The organism is Streptomyces sp. NPDC090798, from assembly GCF_044768965.1.
Classification (GTDB): domain Bacteria; phylum Actinomycetota; class Actinomycetes; order Streptomycetales; family Streptomycetaceae; genus Streptomyces.
On record NZ_JBIVXA010000001.1, the window covers coordinates 21455 to 42848 of the forward strand.

At 69.8% G+C, this 21394-nt stretch carries 15 protein-coding genes; 8 read left to right on the plus strand and 7 right to left on the minus strand.

The annotated features are described in order from the left end of the window. Positions 1 to 37: 37 nt before the first annotated feature. Both ACIQTP_RS00090 and ACIQTP_RS00095 read left to right on the plus strand, forming a co-directional pair. A complete protein-coding gene (locus tag ACIQTP_RS00090; protein WP_403394783.1) occupies positions 38 to 553 on the plus strand; it encodes a DUF6912 family protein in 516 nt (171 codons plus the stop codon). Positions 554 to 599: 46 nt separating this feature from the next. Then, positions 600 to 1271, plus strand: coding sequence for an HAD family hydrolase (locus tag ACIQTP_RS00095; protein ID WP_402040777.1), 672 nt, complete (start codon positions 600 to 602; stop codon positions 1269 to 1271). 260 nt (positions 1272 to 1531) lie between these two features. Here ACIQTP_RS00095 and ACIQTP_RS00100 read toward each other — a convergent pair whose 3' ends face one another. Then, on the minus strand, positions 1532 to 2098 hold the full coding sequence (locus ACIQTP_RS00100; protein WP_402040780.1) for a DJ-1/PfpI family protein: 567 nt from the start codon (positions 2096 to 2098) through the stop codon (positions 1532 to 1534). Positions 2099 to 2750: 652 nt separating this feature from the next. On the opposite strand from ACIQTP_RS00100, the gene ACIQTP_RS00105 reads away from it, so the two are divergent. From ACIQTP_RS00105 to ACIQTP_RS00120, 4 genes are all read left to right on the plus strand, one after another. Further along, entirely contained in the window at positions 2751 to 7691 is a 4941-nt protein-coding gene (locus ACIQTP_RS00105; protein ID WP_403394785.1) for an NAD-glutamate dehydrogenase, read from the plus strand. A gap of 314 nt (positions 7692 to 8005) precedes the next feature. Beyond that, positions 8006 to 8395 carry a GtrA family protein gene (locus ACIQTP_RS00110; RefSeq protein WP_403394786.1) on the plus strand — a complete coding sequence of 130 codons (390 nt, stop codon included), beginning with the start codon at positions 8006 to 8008 and terminating at the stop codon, positions 8393 to 8395. Positions 8396 to 8500: 105 nt separating this feature from the next. Next, positions 8501 to 11416 (plus strand): CDP-glycerol glycerophosphotransferase family protein, encoded by a 2916-nt coding sequence (locus tag ACIQTP_RS00115; protein ID WP_403394788.1) that lies wholly within the window; start codon positions 8501 to 8503, stop codon positions 11414 to 11416. After that, a complete protein-coding gene (locus ACIQTP_RS00120) occupies positions 11413 to 12564 on the plus strand; it encodes a glycosyltransferase (RefSeq protein ID WP_403394790.1) in 1152 nt (383 codons plus the stop codon). Before ACIQTP_RS00115 ends, ACIQTP_RS00120 begins: the two co-directional genes overlap by 4 nt. A gap of 98 nt (positions 12565 to 12662) precedes the next feature. Here the strand turns inward: ACIQTP_RS00120 and ACIQTP_RS00125 are convergent, their stop codons facing one another. Both ACIQTP_RS00125 and ACIQTP_RS00130 read right to left on the minus strand, forming a co-directional pair. Further along, positions 12663 to 13487, minus strand: coding sequence for an ABC transporter ATP-binding protein (locus tag ACIQTP_RS00125; RefSeq protein ID WP_402041690.1), 825 nt, complete (start codon positions 13485 to 13487; stop codon positions 12663 to 12665). A gap of 1 nt (position 13488) precedes the next feature. Further along, positions 13489 to 14400 (minus strand): ABC transporter permease, encoded by a 912-nt coding sequence (locus ACIQTP_RS00130; protein WP_402040795.1) that lies wholly within the window; start codon positions 14398 to 14400, stop codon positions 13489 to 13491. Positions 14401 to 14570: 170 nt separating this feature from the next. Between ACIQTP_RS00130 and ACIQTP_RS00135 the strand changes: the two genes are divergently transcribed. Then, complete coding sequence (locus ACIQTP_RS00135) at positions 14571 to 15227, plus strand: TetR/AcrR family transcriptional regulator (protein ID WP_403394792.1); 657 nt, start codon at positions 14571 to 14573, stop codon at positions 15225 to 15227. A gap of 294 nt (positions 15228 to 15521) precedes the next feature. Here ACIQTP_RS00135 and ACIQTP_RS00140 read toward each other — a convergent pair whose 3' ends face one another. Beyond that, positions 15522 to 16136, minus strand: a complete 615-nt coding sequence (locus ACIQTP_RS00140; RefSeq protein WP_403394794.1) for a TetR/AcrR family transcriptional regulator — start codon at positions 16134 to 16136, stop codon at positions 15522 to 15524. A 117-nt stretch (positions 16137 to 16253) separates the two neighbouring features. Here ACIQTP_RS00140 and ACIQTP_RS00145 point away from each other — a divergent pair, with 117 nt between their 5' ends. Beyond that, complete coding sequence (locus ACIQTP_RS00145) at positions 16254 to 17213, plus strand: oxidoreductase (RefSeq protein ID WP_403394796.1); 960 nt, start codon at positions 16254 to 16256, stop codon at positions 17211 to 17213. A gap of 128 nt (positions 17214 to 17341) precedes the next feature. Here ACIQTP_RS00145 and galE read toward each other — a convergent pair whose 3' ends face one another. The 3 genes from galE to ACIQTP_RS00160 all read right to left on the minus strand — a co-directional run bounded on the left by galE (position 17342) and on the right by ACIQTP_RS00160 (position 21375). Beyond that, on the minus strand, positions 17342 to 18322 hold the full coding sequence (gene galE / locus ACIQTP_RS00150) for a UDP-glucose 4-epimerase GalE (protein ID WP_403394798.1): 981 nt from the start codon (positions 18320 to 18322) through the stop codon (positions 17342 to 17344). Positions 18323 to 18443: 121 nt separating this feature from the next. Next, positions 18444 to 20039: a glycosyltransferase gene (locus ACIQTP_RS00155; RefSeq protein WP_403396030.1), complete on the minus strand. Its 1596-nt coding sequence runs from the start codon at positions 20037 to 20039 to the stop codon at positions 18444 to 18446. Positions 20040 to 20094: 55 nt separating this feature from the next. Then, the gene (locus ACIQTP_RS00160) at positions 20095 to 21375 is read right to left on the minus strand and encodes a glycosyltransferase 87 family protein (RefSeq protein ID WP_403394799.1); all 1281 of its coding nucleotides are present in this window, start codon (positions 21373 to 21375) and stop codon (positions 20095 to 20097) included. Positions 21376 to 21394: the final 19 nt, after the last annotated feature.

Here is a 21394-nt window from a genome sequence, read left to right on the forward strand (position 1 = left end):
ACCCGGGAAACCCTCCCGACTACGAAAGCGGCCAGCCATGCGCGTCTACGTCCCCCTGACCCTCTCCGGTCTCGCCGAGGCGTACAAGACGGGGCAGCTGGCGGCGGGACCGGTCGTCGCGTACGCCGTCACGCCCGCGTTGCGCGAGTGGTACCTCTCCGACGACATCGAGGAGCTCGAGTACGCGGCGCTGAACCGGGCCGCGCTGGCCTCGCTGCGGCTGCTCGCGGGAGAGCCGGCGGCCGTGCGGCGGCGGGTGGTCGTCGCGGTCGACGTTCCCGACCGGGCCGCGGTCGCCGATCCCGACCGGGGGCTCGATCCGGGGGCGCTCGGTGAGGTGCGGGTGTCGGGGCCCGTGGCCCTGTCCAAGGCGGCCGCGGTGCACGTGGACGCCGATGACGCCGGGGAGGAGGTCTCGGCCGCCGTGGACGCGCTCGGGGCGGCCGATCACGGGGACGACGACGCGCAGTTCATCGTGGACGGTGCCCAGGACCACGAGTTGTTGTGGTTCGCGACGCAGGAGATCCCCAGCCTGGTCGGGCTGGAGGACTGAGCCTGCGCCGAGGGGCGTTGTCAGTGCGGGCGGGTATTTTCTTGGTATGGGGAAGCAGGGCGCAGCAGCGCACATCGTGTGGGACTGGAATGGGACGCTGTTCCACGACAACGCCGCGATCATCGGGGCGACGAACGCGGCGTTCGCCGAGTTGGGGTTGGAGCCGCTCACGCTGGAGCGGTACCGGGAGCTGTACTGCGTGCCGGTGCCGAAGTTCTACGAGCGGCTGATGGGACGGCTGCCGACCGATGCCGAGTGGGTGGTCATGGACGACACCTTCCATCGGTACTACGCGGAGCACCGCATCACGTGCGAGCTCACCGAGGGGGCGACGACGTTGCTCGCGGACTGGCGGTCGGCGGGGCGCAGCCAGTCGCTGTTGAGCATGTATGTGCATGAGGAACTGGTGCCGCTGGTCAGGGGGTTCGGGATCGAGCCGCACTTCGTGCGGGTGGAGGGACGGGTCGGGCCGTCCGGCGGCAGCAAGGCCGAGCACATGGTGCGGCACATAGGGTCGCTCGCGGGCGTGGACCCGGAGCGCACGGTGGTGATCGGGGACGCCGCCGACGACGCGGTGGCCGCCCTGCACGTGGGGGCGCGGGCCGTGCTCTACACCGGCGGTTCGCACAGCCGCGCCAGCCTCGAAGGGGTCGGCGTGCCCGTGGTGGACAGCCTGGAGGAGGCGGTCGAGGAGGCCGAGCGACTGATGGCGGCGTAGGGCAGCTCGCTGCCCGGGGTGTGCGGCGCCCCTCGTCGGAGGGGCAGCCGCGTACGCGGCTCGCGTCTCGCCGGCGCTGAGCCGCGCACCCGGCTCCCACTTCACTGGCGTTGAGCCGCGTCCCGGCTCGCGTCTCGCCGGCGCTGAGCCGCGCACCCGGCTCACACCTCACCGCACTCACACCTCACCGCACGCGAGCCGCCCACCGCCCCCGCCGGGACCGCACCGCCCCCGCCGGGACCGCACCGCCCCCGAGTCGTTCAGCTCACCGGTGCCTTCGTCCTCAGTACCGTGAGGAACTCGCGCATCCAGGCCGGGTGGTCCGGCCAGGCGCGGGCAGATACGAGGGTGCCGTCGACCACCGCCTCCGCGTCCTGGAAGGTCGCTCCGGCGGCCTGCATGTCCAGTTCCAGTGCCGGGTAGGCGGTGACGCGGCGGCCGCGCAGGGCGTCGGCGGCGGCCGTGAGGAGGGGACCGTGGCAGATCTGCGCCACGGGCTTGTCGGCGTCGAAGAAGGACTTGAGGATCTTGCGGAGTTCGGGGTCGTTGCGGAGGTACTCGGGCGCGCGGCCGCCCGGGATCACCACGGCGGCGTACTGACCGGGGTCGACCTCCGAGAACGCGAGGTCGGCGGGCCAGGTGTAGCCGGGCTTCTCCGTGTACGTGTCGAAGCCGGGTTCGAAGTCGTGGACCACGAAGCGGAGCTGCTTGCGGGTGGGGGCCGCGATATGGACCTCGTAGCCCTCCTCACGCAGGCGCTGGTAGGGGTACAGGACCTCCAGTGATTCCGCCGCGTCGCCGGTGACCATCAGAATCTTCGGTGTCATGTCGGTGCCGCTCCCTTCGGTGGAGCTTCGGTGGAGCTTCAGCGGGGCCCAGCGGGTCTCGGCGGGTCCCAGCGGGACTTCGGAGGGGCTACAGCTCTATTCCGCCTCTGCCCCACCACCGTCGTCAACGTGGTGCCGTGGGAGAGGGTTACCGGAGGACTGCACGTTCCCGTCCCTTTCGTCCCTGTGCATACTGTCAAAGTTCCACCCCCGGTTTTGTACACATACGGCTCATGACGGGCCCCGGGTAGGGAGCGATAGCCTGGTGGCGTGATCAGCGCGATATCTCGCGGGGGCCCAGTTGCCCCTGCCTCGCGCCCGGAGCGCACGGACGACATCCGTGACCGGGCGGCGATCGCTGGTCTTCATGGGCGGGACGGAGCGGCGACCGCGGCAAGCACCAGCGGAAACGCGGGCGCAAGCGGAATCGCGAGCGTGCTCCGCAGGCCGCGGACACCCCGGGGACGGACGACGCGGAGATCAGCGTCACAGTCGCCGCAGGTGCCGAGAATGGCCGATACCACCCCGCTCATCTCTCCATGCGGCATAGCGTCGGACCAGACCGGACACCCCGCGTCACGGCGTTACGTCGGAGAAGAGACCGTACTTCCTTCTACGTCACGCAACGGCGCGCGACAGGAGCCAGAGGACAATGCAGACCAAGCTGGACGAAGCCAAGGCCGAGCTGCTCGAGAGGGCTGCCCGGGTAGCTGAGAACAGCCCGGTCGGGGGGCACCTACCGACTGGGACGACGAGCGAGGGCACTCCGGACAAGGACACCGTGCTCGCGTTCCTCCAGCGCTACTACCTGCACACCGCCCCGGAGGACCTGACCGACCGCGACCCGGTCGATGTCTTCGGAGCCGCCTTCTCCCACTACCGACTGGCCGAGAACCGCCCTCAGGGCACGGCCAACGTCCGAGTGCACACGCCCACCGTCGAGGAGAACGGCTGGACCTGCAGCCACTCCGTCGTCGAGGTCGTGACCGACGACATGCCCTTCCTCGTCGACTCGGTCACCAACGAGCTGTCCCGGCAGGGCCGCGGCATCCACCTCGTCATCCACCCGCAGTTCGTCGTACGGCGCGATCTGACCGGCGAGCTCATCGAGGTGCTGCCCGGCCGGCCCACCATCGAGGATCTGCCGCACGACGCGCACGTCGAGTCCTGGATCCACGTCGAGATCGACCGTGAGACCGACCGTGCCGACCTGAAGCAGATCACCGCCGATCTGCTGCGCGTCCTGTCCGACGTCCGCGAGGCCGTCGAGGACTGGGAGAAGATGCGCGACGCCGCGCTGCGCATCGCGGAGGAACTGCCCACCGAGCCGACCGCCGACGACCTGCGCGACCTGGAGGTCGAGGAGGCCCGTGAGCTGCTGCGCTGGCTCTCGGACGACCACTTCACCTTCCTGGGCTTCCGCGAGTACGAGCTGCGCGACGACGACTCGCTGGCCGCCGTCCCCGGCACCGGACTCGGCATCCTGCGCTCCGACCCGCAGCACGGCGGTGACGACAGCCACCCGGTCAGCCCGTCCTTCGAGCGGCTGCCCGCCGACGCCCGCGCCAAGGCCCGTGAGCACAAGCTGCTCGTCCTCACCAAGGCCAACAGCCGCGCCACCGTGCACCGGCCGTCCTACCTCGACTACATCGGTGTGAAGAAGTTCGACGCCGAGGGCAACGTCATCGGCGAGCGGCGCTTCCTGGGCCTGTTCTCCTCGGCCGCGTACACCGAGTCCGTGCGCCGCGTCCCCGTGGTCCGCCGCAAGGTCGAGGAGGTCCTCAAGGGCGCGGGCTTCTCGCCCAACAGCCACGACGGCCGCGACCTGCTCCAGATCCTGGAGACCTACCCCCGCGACGAGCTCTTCCAGACGCCCGCCGACGAACTGCGCTCCATCGTCACCAGCGTCCTCTACCTCCAGGAGCGGCGCCGGCTGCGCCTCTACCTGCGCCAGGACGAGTACGGCCGCTACTACTCGGCCCTCGTCTACCTCCCGCGCGACCGCTACACCACCGGGGTGCGCCTCAGGATCATCGACATCCTGAAGGAGGAGCTGAACGGCACCAGCGTCGACTTCACCGCCTGGAACACCGAGTCGATCCTCTCCCGGCTGCACTTCGTGGTCCGCGTCCCGCAGGGCACCGAGCTGGCGCAGCTCAGCGACGCCGACAAGGACAGGCTCGAGGTGCGGCTCGTCGAGGCCGCCCGCTCCTGGGCCGACGGTTTCGCCGAGGCGCTGAACGCCGAGTGCGGCGAGGAGCGCGCGGCCGAGCTGCTGCGCCGCTACGGCAGCGCCTTCCCCGAGGGCTACAAGGCCGACCACACCCCGCGCGCCGCGGTCGCCGACCTGGTCCACCTGGAGAAGCTCACCCGCGACCGGAGCAAGGACTTCGCGCTCAGCCTGTACGAGCCGGTCGGTGCCGGTCCCGGCGAGCGCCGCTTCAAGATCTACCGCACCGGCGAGCAGGTCTCCCTGTCCGCGGTCCTGCCGGCCCTCAACCGCATGGGCGTCGAGGTCACCGACGAGCGCCCGTACGAGCTGCGCTGCTCGGACCGTACGACGGCCTGGATCTACGACTTCGGGCTGCGCCTGCCCAAGGGGCTCAACGGCAACGGGGACTACCTCGGTGACGACGGCCGCGAGCGCTTCCAGGAGGCCTTCGCCGCCACCTGGACCGGCCAGGCCGAGAACGACGGCTTCAACGCCCTCGTACTGAGCGCCGGGCTGTCCTGGCGGCAGGCGATGGTGCTGCGCGCGTACGCGAAGTACCTGCGCCAGGCGGGCTCCACCTTCAGCCAGGACTACATGGAGGACACCCTCCGGAACAATGTCCACACCACGCGGCTGCTTGTCTCGCTCTTCGAGGCGCGGATGTCGCCGGACCGGCAGAGCGCCGGTCTTGAGCTGACCGACGCGCTGATGGAGGAGCTGGACGCCGCTCTCGACCAGGTGGCCAGCCTGGACGAGGACCGGATCCTGCGTTCCTTCCTCACCCTCATCAAGGCGACCCTGCGCACCAACTTCTTCCAGGAGGCGCTGGGCGGCAAGCCGCACGAGTACGTCTCCATGAAGTTCGACCCGCAGGCCATCCCGGACCTGCCGGCGCCGCGACCGGCGTACGAGATCTGGGTGTACTCGCCGAAGGTGGAGGGCGTGCACCTGCGCTTCGGCAAGGTCGCGCGCGGTGGTCTGCGCTGGTCCGACCGGCGGGAGGACTTCCGGACGGAGATCCTGGGCCTGGTCAAGGCGCAGATGGTGAAGAACACCGTCATCGTGCCCGTCGGCGCCAAGGGCGGCTTCGTCGCCAAGCAGCTGCCCGACCCGTCCGTGGACCGTGACGCCTGGCTCGCGGAGGGCATCCGCAGCTACCGGACCTTCATCTCGGCGCTGCTCGACATCACCGACAACCTGGTCGCCGGTGACGTCGTGCCCCCGGTGGACGTGGTCCGGCACGACGGGGAGGACACCTATCTCGTCGTCGCCGCCGACAAGGGCACCGCGACCTTCTCGGACATCGCCAACGAGGTCGCCGAGAGCTACAACTTCTGGCTCGGGGACGCCTTCGCCTCCGGCGGCTCGGCCGGATACGACCACAAGAAGATGGGCATCACCGCGCGCGGTGCCTGGGAGTCCGTGAAGCGGCACTTCCGGGAGCTGGGCGTCAACACCCAGACCGAGGACTTCACCGTCGTCGGCGTCGGTGACATGTCCGGTGACGTGTTCGGCAACGGCATGCTGCTCTCCGAGCACATCCGCGTGGTCGCCGCCTTCGACCACCGGCACATCTTCCTCGACCCGACCCCGGACGCGGAGACCTCGTACGCCGAGCGCCGTCGCCTCTTCGAGCTGCCGCGCTCGTCCTGGGCCGACTACAACACCGAGCTGATCTCGGCCGGTGGCGGAGTCTTCCCGCGGACCGCCAAGGCGATCCCGGTCAACGCGCACGTCCGCGAGGCCCTCGGCATCGAGGCCGGCGTCACCAAGATGACCCCGGCCGACCTGATGAAGGCGATCCTGCAGGCGCCGGTCGACCTGCTGTGGAACGGCGGCATCGGTACGTACGTCAAGGCGTCCACCGAGTCGCACGCGGACGTCGGGGACAAGGCCAACGACGCCATCCGCGTCGACGGCGCCGACCTGCGCGTCAAGGTCGTCGGCGAGGGCGGCAACCTCGGTCTGACCCAGCTGGGCCGGATCGAGTTCGCCCAGCACGGCGGCAAGATCAACACCGACGCCATCGACAACAGCGCGGGCGTGGACACCTCCGACCACGAGGTGAACATCAAGATCCTGCTCAACGCGGTCGTGACCAACGGCGATCTGACGGTCAAGCAGCGCAACAAGCTGCTCGCCGAGATGACCGACGAGGTCGGCGCGCTGGTCCTGCGCAACAACTACGCGCAGAACGTGGCGATCGCCAACGCGCTGGCCCAGTCGCCGAGCATGCTCCACGCCCAGCAGCGCTTCCTGCGCTTCCTGGTCAGGGAGGGTCACCTCGACCGGGCGCTGGAGTTCCTGCCCAACGAGCGGCAGATCCGTGAGCGGCTCAACGCCGGGCAGGGCCTGACCGGTCCGGAGACGGCCGTGCTCCTCGCGTACACGAAGATCACCGTCGCCGACGAGCTGCTCGCCACCTCGCTGCCCGACGACCCGCACCTGCAGAAGCTGTTGTTCGCGTACTTCCCCACCGCGCTGCGCGAGAAGTTCCGCGAGCAGATCGAGGCGCACGCGCTGAGCCGTGAGATCGTGACGACCGTCCTGGTCAACGACACGGTCAACACGGGTGGTACGAGCTTCCTGCACCGCCTCCGTGAGGAGACGGGCGCGTCCCTGGAGGAGATCGTCCGGGCGCAGACCGCGGCCCGTGCGATCTTCGAGTCGAGCAAGGTGTGGGACGCGGTGGAGGCGCTCGACAATGTCGTCGCCGCCGACGTCCAGACCCGGATCCGGCTGCACTCGCGCCGTCTCGTCGAGCGCGGCACGCGCTGGCTGCTCAACAACCGGCCGCAGCCGCTCCAGCTCGCCGAGAACATCTCCTTCTTCCGTGAGGGGGTCGCGCAGGTCTGGGGCGAGCTGCCCAAGCTGCTGCGCGGTGCGGACCTGGAGTGGTACCAGCAGATCTTCGAGGAGCTGACCGGCGCCGGCGTCCCCGAGGAGCTCGCCACGCACGTGGCCGGGTTCTCCTCGGCCTTCCCGACGCTGGACATCGTCGCCGTGGCCGACCGCATGGGCAAGAACCCGATGTCCGTCGCCGAGGTCTACTACGACCTCGCCGACCGCCTGAACATCACCCAGCTCATGGACCGCATCATCGAGCTCCCGCGTGCCGACCGCTGGCAGTCCATGGCCCGCGCCTCGATCCGCGAGGACCTGTACGCGGCCCACGCGGCGCTCACCGCGGACGTGCTCGCCGTCGGCAACGGCACCTCGACCCCGGAGCAGCGCTTCAAGGCCTGGGAGGAGAAGAACGCGGCGATCCTGGGCCGCGCCCGCACCACCCTGGAGGAGATCCAGACCTCGGACTCGTTCGACCTGGCGAACCTGTCGGTGGCGATGCGCACGATGCGGACGCTCCTGCGGACGCACTCGTAGGTCGCCTCTGAGTGGCCTTTTTCACTCGATCGGATGTACGTCGATGGGGGCAGTCCCGGCCGCGGTGGCCGGGGCTGCCCCTGTTCGTGCGGGCAGGCGCAAACGCCCTGGCCGCCCTCTTGCCTCGCTCTTGCAGATCTCTCGGGAAAACCGGAACTGGAATTTACCTATTGCTGATAAAAGGGACAATTGTGACCGTGAACCTCTCCGAGGGGCGGGCCCGTGCAGGCCGACAGGCCCCCGCACCGCCCCAGCCCGCACCAGCCGCCACTCCTCCCGGGGCGATCGAAAGGACCCGGCGGATCGTCCTCGAAGTGGTGAAGTTCGGAGCCGTCGGCGGTAGCGGTATCGCAGTCAACTTCCTGGTCTTCAACCTTCTCCTGCACGGCCTGAAGTGGGCCCCCATGGCCGCCACGGTCATCGCCAGCTGTGTCGCCATGGGCAGCAACTACCTCGGCTTCCGCTTCTTCGCGTATCGTGACCGGGCCTCGCGCAGCCGACGCCAGATCGCCCTGTTCTTCGCTTTCAGCGGCATCGGCGTCATCATGGAGAGCGCACTGTTCTACATCGGCTACCACGGTCTGGGCATGGACACCCCGCTCGGCTCCAACCTGGCCAAGGCGTTGTCGATCGTGCTGGCCTCGGCGTTCCGTTTCCTGGTGTACCGCACCTGGGTGTTCGAACAGGTGAAGCACAGCCGCTAGACAGTCGCTCGCAACCCTTTGCCTGTGATCGGCATCTACCTAGGTGATACGCAAATGGACTAGATCGCCTAGGTTGAACCATCAGGAATGTCTAGCATTAATAGGATGAGTGTGGATCACCCCCGCCCGCCAGCAGAAACAGCAGCCGTGCCCGCCGTGTCCGTGGTCGTGATCGTCTACAACGACGCGTCCCGGCTGACGACGGCCGTGCGCTCCGTTCTCGACCAGACCTTGCGCGGTGTCGAGGTCGTCATCGTCGACGACCGCAGCACGGACGGCTCGTACGACGTGGCACAGCGACTGGCCGCCGCGCACCCGGACCGCGTCCGGGCCTTCAGGCTGCCCGAGAACAGCGGCGGCTGCGGCGCCCCCCGCAACCACGGCATCCAGCAGGCCCGCGGCGACTACGTCCTCTTCCTCGACAGTGACGACGTCCTGGAGCGCAACGCCTGCCGCAACATGCTGGAGGCTGCCGAGTCCACCGGCGCCGACCTCGTCTCCGGCCTGTGCGTGCGTGTGCACGTCGACTCGCGCACCGGCAAGGAGGTCAAGTGGTACCCCTGGCTGTACGACCGCACGCGCACCCTGGAGTCCATCTCCGAGCTGCCCGACCTGCTGGTCTTCGACACGCTGTCGACGAACAAGTGCTATCGCAGGCAGTTCCTGCTCGATGAGGGCCTTCAGTTCCCGGTCGGGATCCACTACGAGGACCTGCTGTTCTCCGCGCAGGCCTACGTGGCCGCCCGCCGCATCACGCTCATCCCCAACCGGGTGTACGAGTGGCGGATCGTGGACAAGCCGAAGACGGCCGTGAAGTCCATCAGCAACCGGCGTGACGAGATCGCCAACTTCACGCACCGCATGGAGATCCACCGCCGGGTCGACCAGCTCCTCGCCGATCATGGCCTGCTGGAGCTGAAGTTCGCCAAGGACGTCAAGTGGCTCAAGCACGACCTGGTGCTGCACCTGCGCGAGCTGCCCTTCCGTGACGAGACCTACCGCCAGGAGTTCGCGCAGATCGCGCGGACCTACCTGGAGTCGATCGACCGCGTCGCCTTCGACGAGATCGAGCCGATCCACGCCATCTGCGCGTACCTCCTCCACGAGGCCGACTGGGACAACCTGCTGCCCGCCGTGGACACGCTCAGCAACCGCGACAAGATCTCCTCGCCGCTCGTCGAGCACGAGGGGCGCGTGTACTGGTGTGCCGAGCACATCGAGCACGACGCCTTCGCCCGGCACGTCCTGGACGTCACCGAGCTCGGCTACCACACCAAGCCGGTCGAGAAGATGTTCCTGCGCAACGCGCTGACCGGATACGCGGAGACCGACGGCACCGTCCGGCTGGCCGGGCGCATCACCAACCCGCTCGGCGTGATCCCGCCCGACGCCCGGCTCTCCGCGCAGCTGGAGTTCTACGCCCGCCGGCCGGGCGTGCGCTTCCAGACCTTCCGCTTCCCGGTGGCCACCGTGCGGCACGAGGGCGCGGTCATCGCCTGGGAGGCCTCGGCCGACCTCGCCAAGGGCCTGCGCCCGCTCGGCATCGTGGACGCGGTGTGGGACGTACGCCTCCACCTCGCCGTCGCCGGTGAGGGCGAAGGAGCCAGGACGGTCCGCACCGCGACCCGGCTCACGGCCTCCGAGCCCGAGCTGGCCCAGGGGCACCTGCCCGTGCGGCCCCGCCTCACCCGGCTGGTCGCCGACCGCATCGAGCCCGAGGTCTCCTCCCGCGGCCACCTCTCCTTCCGGCTCGTCCCGGACAAGAAGGCCAACGAACTCGTCCAGCGCGGTGTGCAGGGCCCGACCGGGCGGCTCGCCAAGACCGGCTACCGCAAGGTCAAGGCGCTGCGCAAGGAACTCGCCTCCGGTGACACCAAGCTCCGCGTCTACCACGACGTGTTCAGCCGCCTGCCCGTCAAGAAGGGCCTCGTCGTCTTCGAGAGCCACCTGGGCCGGCAGTACAGCGACAGCCCCAAGGCCATCTACGAGGAGATGCGCCGCCAGGGCATCGAGTTCGAGGCCGTGTGGGCCTACGCGGACAGTCCCCAGGGCTTCCCGGACGACGCCACCCTCGTACGCCGCTGGTCGCTGCCGTACCTCAAGGCGCTCGCCCAGGCCGAGTACTGGGTCGACAACCAGAGCTACCCGCTGAAGGTCACCAAGCGGCCCGAGACGACGTACATCCAGACCTGGCACGGTTCGGCGCTCAAGCGGATGGGCTTCGACGAGCCGGAGTGGAAGCTCAAGTCCCGTGAGGAGCAGGCCGAGCAGCAGCGCACCCTCGACCGCTTCGACCGCTTCCTGATCCGCTCCGAGCACGACGTGCGCACTCTCGCGCGGGCGTTCCGGCTCCAGGAACGGACGCTGCTGCGGGTGGGCTACCCGCGCAACGACGCGCTCGTCCAGGCCAAGGAGCGCGAGGAGGCCACCGGGCAGCGGGAGCGCGGCGCACTGGCGGCCGAGTTCGGCATCCCGGAGGACAAGCAGATCCTGCTGTACGCGCCGACCTTCCGGCAGCGCGGCGGCAAGCGCCGGTTCGAGCTGCCCTTCGACGTGGAGCGCTTCGCCGACACCTTCGGCGACCGCTATGTCCTCCTGGTCCGCTCGCACTACCTCAACCACGTCGTGCTGCCGCCCTCCGTGCGCGGCCGGATCATCGACGTGACGAACTACCACGACATGACCCCCCTGCTGGCGCTCGCCGACGGTCTGATCACCGACTACTCGTCCGTGATGTTCGACTACTCCCTTCTCGACCGCCCGATGTTCTTCTTCACGTACGACTACGACGAGTACGTGCACGAGGGCCGCGGAACCTACTTCGACCTGCTGGAGAGGGCCCCCGGCCCGGTCGTCCGCACCGAGGACGAGCTGCACGCGGTCCTCGACTCGCTGGAGGAGCAGAAGGTCAAGTACGCGGCCCCGCGCGAGCGGTTCGTCGCCGACTTCGGCGAGTTCGACCAGGGCAACGCCGCGCAGAGCATCGTCGACCAGTTCTTCTCCCAGTGGAGGCGCGCGTGACCGCGTACAGCGAGCGGGACGTCTTCTTCGTCTCCAACAGCGTCGACGAGCTCGGCGGCGTGACCAGCTGGTCGCACCAGATGGCCCGGCTGTTCACCGAACGCGGCCACCGCGTCCACGTCATCGGCATCACCGCGCCCGCGGTCGTCCAGGAGCTCGGCGAACTCCCGTACCCCACCACGACGTTGTACGACGTCCACCCGCCGCGCGTGGGCTCCGCGCGCGGCATCAAGGGGCGGCTCAACGTCGCCGAGCGCAGGCTGCGCGCCGAACGGGCGGCGGGCATGCGCGAGCAGGCCGCCAAGCTGACCCGGCTGTTCCGGGCCGCGCGCCCCGGCGCCGTCGTGATCGTCACGCAGGTGTGGGCGATGGAGTGGGTGGAACTCGCCGACACCACCGGCCTGACCGTCATCGGCATGAGCCACGAGTCCTTCGCGTACTCGAAGGCGACCTCGCGCTTCGGGCGGGTGCAGAAGCACTACAAGGACGTCGACCGGATGCTCGCGCTCACCCGCGAGGACGCCGACCTGTGGATCCGCCAGGGCCTCGACAACGCGTCCTTCATGCCGAACCCGATCCCCTTCATGCCCGAGGTGCCCTCCTCGCGCACCGAGAACGTCGTCGTCAGCGTCGGCCGGCTCTCGGACCAGAAGGGCATCGACATGCTCCTCGACACCTGGGCCGAGGTGGCGCCCCGCCATCCCGACTGGACCTTGCGGATCTTCGGCTCCGGCGAGGACGAGGAGATGCTCAAGAAGCAGTGCACCGCCCTCGGCCTCGACGACTCCGTCGAGTGGATGGGCCGCACCAGCGACGTACCGGGCGCCCTGCGCGGCGGCTCCGTCTTCGTCCTGTCCTCCCGCGGCGAGGGCTTCCCCCTCGCCCTCATGGAGGCCATGGCGACCGCCCTCCCGTGTGCCGCCTTCGACTGCGCTCCCGGCGTGCACGAGATCATCCAGGACGGCGAGGACGGTCTCCTCGCGGCCCTGGGCAACACCGGCGAACTGGCCCGTCGTCTCGACATCCTGATGTCCGACAAGGACCTGCGCGACCGCATCGGCGAGGCGGCCCGCGTCAACATCCAGCGCTACACGACGGACGAGATCGTCCGCAGGTGGGAAGAGCTCTTCACCTTCCTGGAGAGGTGAGCGGAGGCGCCCCGAAGGGGCGCGGGGAACTGCGCGACCGGCCACGACGAACTCGCGGCCGACATCGAGCAGTTCCCCGCGCCCCTGCTTCGTCCCGCCTACTTCCCCGTGAACTTCTCGTACTCCGCGAGCACATCCTCCGTGGGCCCGTCCATGCGAAGCTCCCCCCGCTCCAGCCAGAGCACGCGGTCGCAGGTGTCCCGGATCGACTTGTTGTTGTGGCTCACCAGGAACACGGTGCCCGCATGCTTGCGCAGCTCCCGGATCCGCTCCTCGGAGCGCTTCTGGAAGGAGCGATCCCCCGTGGCGAGGGCCTCGTCGATCATCAGCACGTCGTGGTCCTTGGCCGCCGCGATGGAGAACCGCAGCCGCGCCGCCATCCCGGAGGAGTACGTCCGCATCGGGAGGGTGATGAAGTCGCCCTTCTCGTTGATGCCGGAGAAGTCGACGATCTCCTGGTAGCGCTCCCTGACCTGCTCGCGGGACATGCCCATGGCGAGCCCGCCGAGGTAGACGTTCCGCTCACCCGTGAGGTCGCTCATCAGGGCCGCGTTGACGCCCAGCAGCGAGGGCTGACCGTCGGTGTAGATCTTGCCGTTCTCCACGGGGAGGAGGCCGGCGACCGCCTTGAGCAGGGTGGACTTGCCCGAGCCGTTGGTGCCGATCAGCCCGATGGCCTCGCCCCGGTAGGCGGTGAAGGACACGTCCTTGACGGCGTGCACCTTGCGTACGCCCGCGGCCTGCTCGGCCTGCTTGCGCCGCAGCATGCGGTTGAGCGCGGCGGTGGCGCTGCCCCGCCCCGCACCGGTGCCGTTGACCCGGTAGACGATGTCCACGTGGTCGGCGACGACGGTGGGGACGAGCGCGTCGGCGCTGCCGGCCGCACCCTGGGGCCGGGCGTCCTGCGTGAGGGTGTCAGCCATGTCAGCCACGTCCGTACGTCTCCTCGGCCTTCCAGAAGTAGATGAAGCCGCCGACCCCGGCGAGCAGCGCCCAGCCGGTCGCCAGCGCCCACACGTGGTGCGGCAGCTGGTGGGCGTGGAAGCTGTCGATCAGCGCGTAGCGCGTCAGGTCGATGTAGACGGCGGCCGGGTTGCTCTCCAGCGCGACCATCGCCCAGTGCGGCATGTGGCTGTGCTTGAGCGTCGAGGCGATGCTCCACATGACACCGGAGACGTACATCCAGGTGCGCAGCACGAACGGCATGAGCTGTGCGATGTCCGGCGTCTTGGCGCCCATCCGCGCCATGACCATCGCCACGCCCGCGTTGAAGACGAACTGCAGCGTCAGGATGGGCACGACGAGCAGCCACGACGCGCTCACCGGAACGCCGAAGCAGAGCAGGATGACGACCAGCGCGGCCATCGAGAACAGCAGCTGCTGGAGCTGCTGGATGGCGTACGACACCGGCAGTGCGGCCCGCGGGAAGTGCAGGGCGCGGACCAGGCCGAGGCTGCCGGAGATCGCCCGGGTGCCCGCCATGATCGAGCTCTGTGTGAAGGTCCAGATGAAGACGCCGGTGACCAGGAACGGCACGAAGTCCGGCACACCGTGCTTGGTGCCGAGCAGCACACCGAAGATGAAGTAGTAGACCGCCGCGTTCAGCAGCGGGTTCGCCACCTGCCAGACCTGGCCGAGCTTCGCCTGGCTGTACTGGGCGGTGAGCTTGGCGGTGGCGAAGGCGGTGATGAAGTGACGCCGTGCCCAGAGCTGGCGGACGTACTCCGGCAGGGTCGGGCGGGCGCCGCTGACGGTGAGGCCGTACCGGGCGGCGAGCGCCGCGGGATCGTCGGTGGGGGGAACCGACGTCGGCGGTGTGTGGAGGACCTGGCTCACATCCGCTGCTTTCGCTCGGGGGGTGGGATGCGCGGGCCGTCCTTGACGTTTCTTACTGCCGCTTTGCCAGCTTCTTACGTCGGGACGGGACCGTATCGTCGCAACGCGAGACTATGGCTTTTCGACGTCGGAACGCAACCGTTTCGTCGTCACGCCCTATGCTGGGAGGCATGACGACGAACGCCGACACCACGAGTGCCGCCGCGCATGCGGGGAGTGCTGCCGGGAAGGCCCCGCGTCGTAGGGCACCGGCGGGGGCGGCCGTGCTGCGCGAGGACGTGACCGAGGCGATCAGGGCCGCCGTCTTCGAGGAGCTCGCGGCCGTCGGCTACGCCCGGATGTCCATCGAGGGCATCGCGCGCCGCGCCGGCGTCGGCAAGACGGCGGTGTACCGGCGGTGGCGTTCGAAACTGCACCTGGTGCTCGACCTGGTCTCCGCCATCGCGGTCCAGGGACTGCCCGCCCCCGACACGGGCTCCCTGGAGGGCGACCTGCGCCTGCTGTACGAGGTCACCTCCCGTGCGCTGCGCCACCCCGTGGCCGGCCAGATCATCCCGGACCTCCAGGCGGAGGCGGCCCGCAACCCCGACATCGCGGACGCCATGCAGAAGGCGCTGCGGGAAGGCCAGCAGGGAGTGGCGAGCGGGATCGTCGCGGCGGCGGCCGCGCGGGGCGAGGTACGCGAGGGGATCGACCAGGAACTCGCGCTCGACCTCATGTCGGGCCCGCTGTACTGGCGGGCGGTGGTGGTCCGCGGGCCCAAGCTGCCGAAGGGGTACCTGGCGAGCCTGGCCCGGGCTACGGCGGCGGCGCTGCGGGCGTTGTGAGAGCGCCCGCGACCGCGGCGACGACGGGGTTGAACGGCAACGGGACGCGGTCGAACGGCGACAGGTAGTGGGCTGCACCGCACCAGGTCACCGTGCTGCCGATCACGGCCACGCTGACACTCGTGGTCGTCGGCGCCGGGCTGCTGCCCGAGGCTCGGCGACTTCCTCTGGATGATCTCCCACTACGTCTACGGCTTCCTCGGACTGCTCACCGACCAGGGCGCGCCGAGGGCGTCTCCCGCGGCGGAGCCGAGAACGGTGCCGAGGGCGCGTTCTTGAGGGCGGGTCATGGGGTCAGCCTGGTGCGGGGGCGTCCGGGGCGCAGCCGCGGAGGGTGTGGGCGATGACGTGTTCCAGATCCCTGTCCAGGGTTTCGCCGGGCAGGGTGACGCTGACCGCGAGCCGCGCGAAGCCGTTGAGGGTGCTGAAGATCGGGATGGCGATGGTTTCCATGGGTCCTTCGCGGACCTCGCCCCGGCGCTGGGCCTGCGTGATGAGTTCCGCTGCCAGACCCCCCATGCTCTGGGCGGCCTTGACCAGGGCCTCGGACGCCTCCGGGTCGTGCTTGACGGCGAACATGAGGTCGAGGAGTTCCGCGTTGGCGGTGGCGAAGCCCACGTAGGTGCGGGCCAGGGCGCCGAGCCGGTCGGCGAAGGACTCGCCCGCGGTCTCCTGCGAGGCGGTCAGGGTGGCCAGGAGCCGTTCGAAGCCGACCAGGGCCAGCGCGTCCAGCAAGGCCTGCTTGTCCTTGAAGTGCCGGCTCGGGGCCGCGTGGCTGACGCCCAGGTCGCGGGCCAGTTCGCGCAGCGACAGGGCGCCGGGGCCCTTCTCCTCGAGTGTCTCCTCGGCGCGGGTCAGCAGTGCGGCGCGCAGGTCTCCATGGTGGTAGCGGCGAGGGCGGGTCTGCATGCCCGACAGTCTATCCGGTATGTAACCGGCGACTACATTGTTGGCGCTGTCAGCTTTGTTGGCATCGCCATCATTGTTGTCGTTGACATCATTGTTGTCGGCGTCTACATTCGGACTATGGCTACCAAGCACTCGGCTGACCGGAACAGCAAGTGGAACGAGGGCGGCATCGGTGACCAGCGCGGCCGTACGGCCGTGGTCACCGGCGCCAACAGCGGGCTCGGCATCGCCACCGTCGACGCCCTCGCCCGGGCCGGCGCCCATGTCGTCCTCGCCGTACGGGACCCGGAGCGCGGCGAGGCCGCCGCCCGCACCGTCAACGGAAGCGTGGAGGTGCGCCGACTGGATCTCGCGGACCTCGCGTCCGTACGCGAGTTCGCCGCGTCCTGGCGGGGCGAACTCGATCTGCTGATCAACAACGCGGGCGTCATGAACATCCCCGAGGCCGGCACGAAGGACGGCTTCGAGATGCAGTTCGGGACCAACCACCTCGGGCACTTCGCCCTGACGAACCTGCTGCTGCCGCACCTGACCGACCGGGTGGTCACCGTGTCCTCGGGGGCGCACAAGATGCCCGGTACCCCCCGCATCCACTTCGAGAACCTGAACCTGACCGGCGAGTACTCGCCCGTCGCCGCCTACAGCCAGTCCAAGCTCGCCAATCTGCTGTTCACCCTGGAACTCCAGAGCAGGCTGGCCGCCGCGGGTTCGTCCGTACGGGCCCTCGCCGCGCACCCCGGCTGGGCCGCCACCGGCCTCCAGGGGCGGGACGCCAGCGTGCTGCGGCGCACACTGATGGCGGTGGGCAACCGGTTCATCGCCCAGGACAGCAAGGCCGGCGCCCTGCCCACGCTGTACGCCGCGACGCAGGACCTGCCCGGCGCCAGCTACGTGGGGCCCGACGGGCTCGGCGAGATGCGCGGCGCGCCGACACTGGTCGGACGCTCGGCCGCGGCCAGCGACCCGGTGTCCGCGGTCCGCCTGTGGGCGGCCTCCGAGGAACTGACCGGCGTCACCTTTCCCCGGCTGGAATCCGAGCAGAGCCGGAGCCGGACCCCGCAGACCGTCTCCGTCTAGGTCCTGTCCGCCGGACAGCACCTGGACGGACAGCACCTGGACGGAGAGGACCTGGACGGAGAGGACCTGGACGGAGAGGACCTGGGCCGACGAGACCTGGGCCTACAGAACCTCGGCCTACAGAGGACCTACGAGCGCGCCGCGCCGGGGTGCAGCCGTACCCACCCCGCCCATGCCGACGTGATCATGTCCTGGACGTCGTACTTCGCCTTCCAGTCCAGTTCCACCGCGATGCGGTCGGCGGAGGCGACGACGCGCGCCGGGTCGCCGGGGCGGCGCGGTGTGGTCACCGCCGGACGGTCGTAGCCGGTGATCGCGTTGATCCGGTCGATCATCTCGCGGACCGAAACGCCTTCCCCGCGGCCGATGTTGAGGGTCAGGTCCCGCCCGGGCGACGCCTCGAGGGCGCGGGCCGCGGCCACGTGGGCCTCCGCCAGGTCCACCACGTGGATGTAGTCCCGTACACACGTCCCGTCGGGCGTCGGGTAGTCGTCACCGAAGATGCGCGGCGGCGCGTCCTGCGTGAGCTTCTCGAAGACCATGGGGACGAGGTTGAAGACACCGACGTCGGCGAGTTCGGGGGTCGCCGCCCCCGCCACGTTGAAGTAGCGCAGCGACGCCGTGGACAGGCCCGTGGCGCGGCCCGTCGCGCGGACCAGCCACTCGCCCGCCAGCTTCGTCTCGCCGTACGGGCTCATGGGTGCGCACGGGGTCTCCTCCGTCACCAGATTGACGTCCGGCATGCCGTAGACCGCGGCGGAGGACGAGAACACGAAGGAGCCGACGGACGCCGCCGTCACCACCTCCAGGAGAACCCGCAGGCCCTCGACGTTCTCGCGGTAGTAGTGCAGCGGGAGGTCGACGGACTCGCCGACCTGCTTCTTCGCCGCGAGGTGGACCACGCCGGTGATCGCGTGCTCCTCGATCGTGCGGGCCAGCAGCTCGGCGTCCAGCGTCGAGCCGACCACCAGCGGTACGTCGGCGGGGACCCGCTCGGCGATGCCCGTGGACAGGTCGTCGTAGACCACGGCCTGCTCGCCCGCGTCCCGCATCGCGCGCACCACGTGCGCCCCGATGTAGCCGGCGCCGCCGGTGATCAGCCAGGTCATGAACGGTCGTCCCCTCGGGAGTGAGATCAGTGAGATCGGTGTGAATCAGTGTGAATCGGTGCGAGATCGGTGCTGTGAGACGGGAGAGCGGCGCCGGTGAGATCGCCGGGACGCTCGCGTATCAGTGAAGCAGGCGCTTGAGCCGGCGGCGCACCACGTCGGCCATCCCTCGCAGTCCGGGCGCCAGACGCAGCGCCAGCGCCCCCGCGTGGGTGCGGTAGGGCTGCACCAGCAGGATGCCGTAGCGCAGGTTCGGGACCGCGCGGCGGCGCAGCAGGCCCCCGCCGCCGACCGCGTGCGCGGTGACGTCCCGGCTCGAACCGTCACGGTAGTGAACCCGCAGCCGCAGGTCCCAGGTGCCCGAACCCAGCGCGGACAGGTCCACCGGCAGCTCGCCCGACCAGGTGGACCGGCCCGCGTCCTGCGTCAGCTCGACCGGCAGGCTCAGCCCGATCCGCCCCTCGTCCCGGTGCGCGAACTCCACGTCCGCGGAGGCCGGACCGGCCTCCGCGAGCCGTCCGTACAGGTCGTGCAGGCGCAGCCGCAGCCGGGCCGCACGCGCGTGGGGACGCAGTTCGGCGTCGATCGCGGCGGGCAGCATGTGCGCGGGGCGTTCCAGGTAGTGGTCCAGCGTGACCTGGGGGAGGTCGTCCGACCAGACGGGCGTGCCGTCGGCGGTGCGGGCGTACGGCGGGCGCAACCGGGCCGGGCGGGCGGCGAGTTCCTTGAGGCGCGGCAGGTCGCGGGGCTCTTCGGAGGCGAGCACGACACGGGCGATCAGCCGGCCCGGGGCGGTCGGGTTGACGGTGAAGTCGCCGGCGTCGAACGTCGACAGGTACGCGCGCGTGAGCTGCCACCAGGCCCGCCGGTAGTCGGCGTCGCGCAGCTCCAACTCGCGGGCGTACATGCGCAGTTCATGGTCGAGGAACTTGGCGTTGGCGGCCCGGGCGAGTTGCTTCTCACCGGCGCCGAGCAGGATCTCGTACGCCGTGTGGTGCGCCTCGGTGCGGGAGCGCCAGTTCTCGATGTCCGCGCGGTCCAGCGAGATCGACAACTGCTGGGCGTCGCGCCGCACATGCCACACGTACACCGTGTCGGGGATCAGTGCGACGCGCGGCCCGGCGGCCAGCACGCGCGCGGTGAACACGAAGTCCTCGTAGGGGTGACGGCCCTCGGGGAAGCGGATCGCGTGTTCACGAAGGAAGTCGGTTCGGTACAGCTTGTTGACGCACAGCGTGTCGTGGACCAGACGGGGCCGCTGCGACGGGTGGGGGATCAGCGCGGGCTTCACGTAGAGATCGCGCTCCCAGGGAACCTCGCGGCCCGAGGGCAGTTCGCGGCGTACGCACAGTCCCGCCGCGACCTCCGTGCGCTGTGCCCGCGCCGCTTCGAGCAGTGCGTCCACGGCGCCCGGCGGCAGCACGTCGTCGCTGTCCAGGAACATCACGTACGGGGCGGTGGCCGCGTCGATGCCGTCGTTGCGGGGGCTGCCGCAGCCGCCGCTGTTCTCCGAGCGGCGTATGACCTTCACGCGCGGCTCATCGGCGGCGAGGCGGTCGAGGAGGTCGGCGCTGCCGTCGGTCGAGCGGTCGTCGACGGCGAGCACCTCCCGGACGGCCGGGCCCTGAGCGAGTGCCGAACGCACCGCGTCCGTCACGTGGTCGGCGTCGTTGTAACCGATGACGACGACACAGACCTGCGAGTGGTGAGGTTTCATAGAATCCACGGGCCAAAATCGTAGGGCTTGACAGTAATTTTCCGTTAAGAGGTACTTAGTGGCCGGTCCGGAAGACGACAGGAATCGGGTGAGGGTTCCGTTTCTGTGTGTCGTCTTTCAGTCGATCCACCATGAGCGCGGGAAGTCCGGAGTGCCAGAGCCGGGTGAAGGACAGCACCGCCGCGGCGGCCAGCAGACCGTTGCGGATGAGCATGAGCAAACAGCCCGTCCAGGTGCTGTCGATGACCTCCCCGTACAGGGCAGGGTAGGCGATGGAGCTGACTGCCGTCGCCGCGACGACGAGCGCGGCCACCGGGCGCTGTGTGGTGTGCCGCGAGGTCAGGCACACGGCGGCCAGGCCGAGCAGCCACACCATGTACTGGGGGCTGATCACCCGGCTCGTCACCGTGAACATCAGCACAGCGGCGAGCGCGGCGTCGTAGGGGGTCGCCGCCGTCCAGTGCCGCGCGCGCACCCGCCACAGCAGCAGGAGCGCGAAGGAGACGGCCGTCAGGGCGAGCGAGAGGGTCGCGACGGTCTGGACGTAGGGGCCCACGAACTCCATCGCGCCGTACTGGTAGCGCACGGTGCCCGGCCAGCCCGCGTGGCGCGCGAAGCCGAGCACCGTGCCGCCCAGCGACTCGATCTGCACGCCCCGGCCGCCCTGCTGGCGCAGGAAGTCGAAGGGGTTGCTGAACGCCGTCGCGAGGACGGCGAGCAGGGTGACCCCCGTGAGCACCGCCGCCGTCCAGGCCTCCCGGGTCGTACGGCCCCGGGGTGTGCCGATGAGGGCGAGCGCGGGCCAGACCTTCACCAGGGCGCCGAGTGCGGCGAACGCGCCGCCCGCGCGCGGGGAGCGCTTCAGTACCAGCAGGGAGACGACGGCGAACGCCGTGACCTGTACGTCGTAGCGGGCGAGCGGGATGTGCAGCAGCAACGGCAGGCCCAGCGTCCACAGTGCCGCGCCGCGCAGGCTGCGGCCGGGTCTGCTGCCCGCGCGCGCCAGGGCCAGCACGATCACGGCGTCCGCGACGAGCGTCAGGGCCACGAAGGCGTGCGGGTACGTCAGGCCCGGCAGCAGCCCGGGCGAGAGCAGTACGGGGCCCGCGCCCGGCGGGTACTGCCACAGCCGGTCGCCCGCCGGATAGGCACCGTGCGACAGGGTCTCGTACCAGCGGAAGTAGAGGTGGCTCACCTCGCGGGAGACCCCGCCGCCGCCCAGCACGGAGAGGTCGTCGTGCGCGAGCAGCCACAGCATCAGGGCGCGGGTCGCCACCCAGGCGGCGGCGAGGGGGAACAGGCGGGATCGGCCTCGGGGGCTCAGGTATGCGCTCATCAAGGCCGGATCGTAAGCT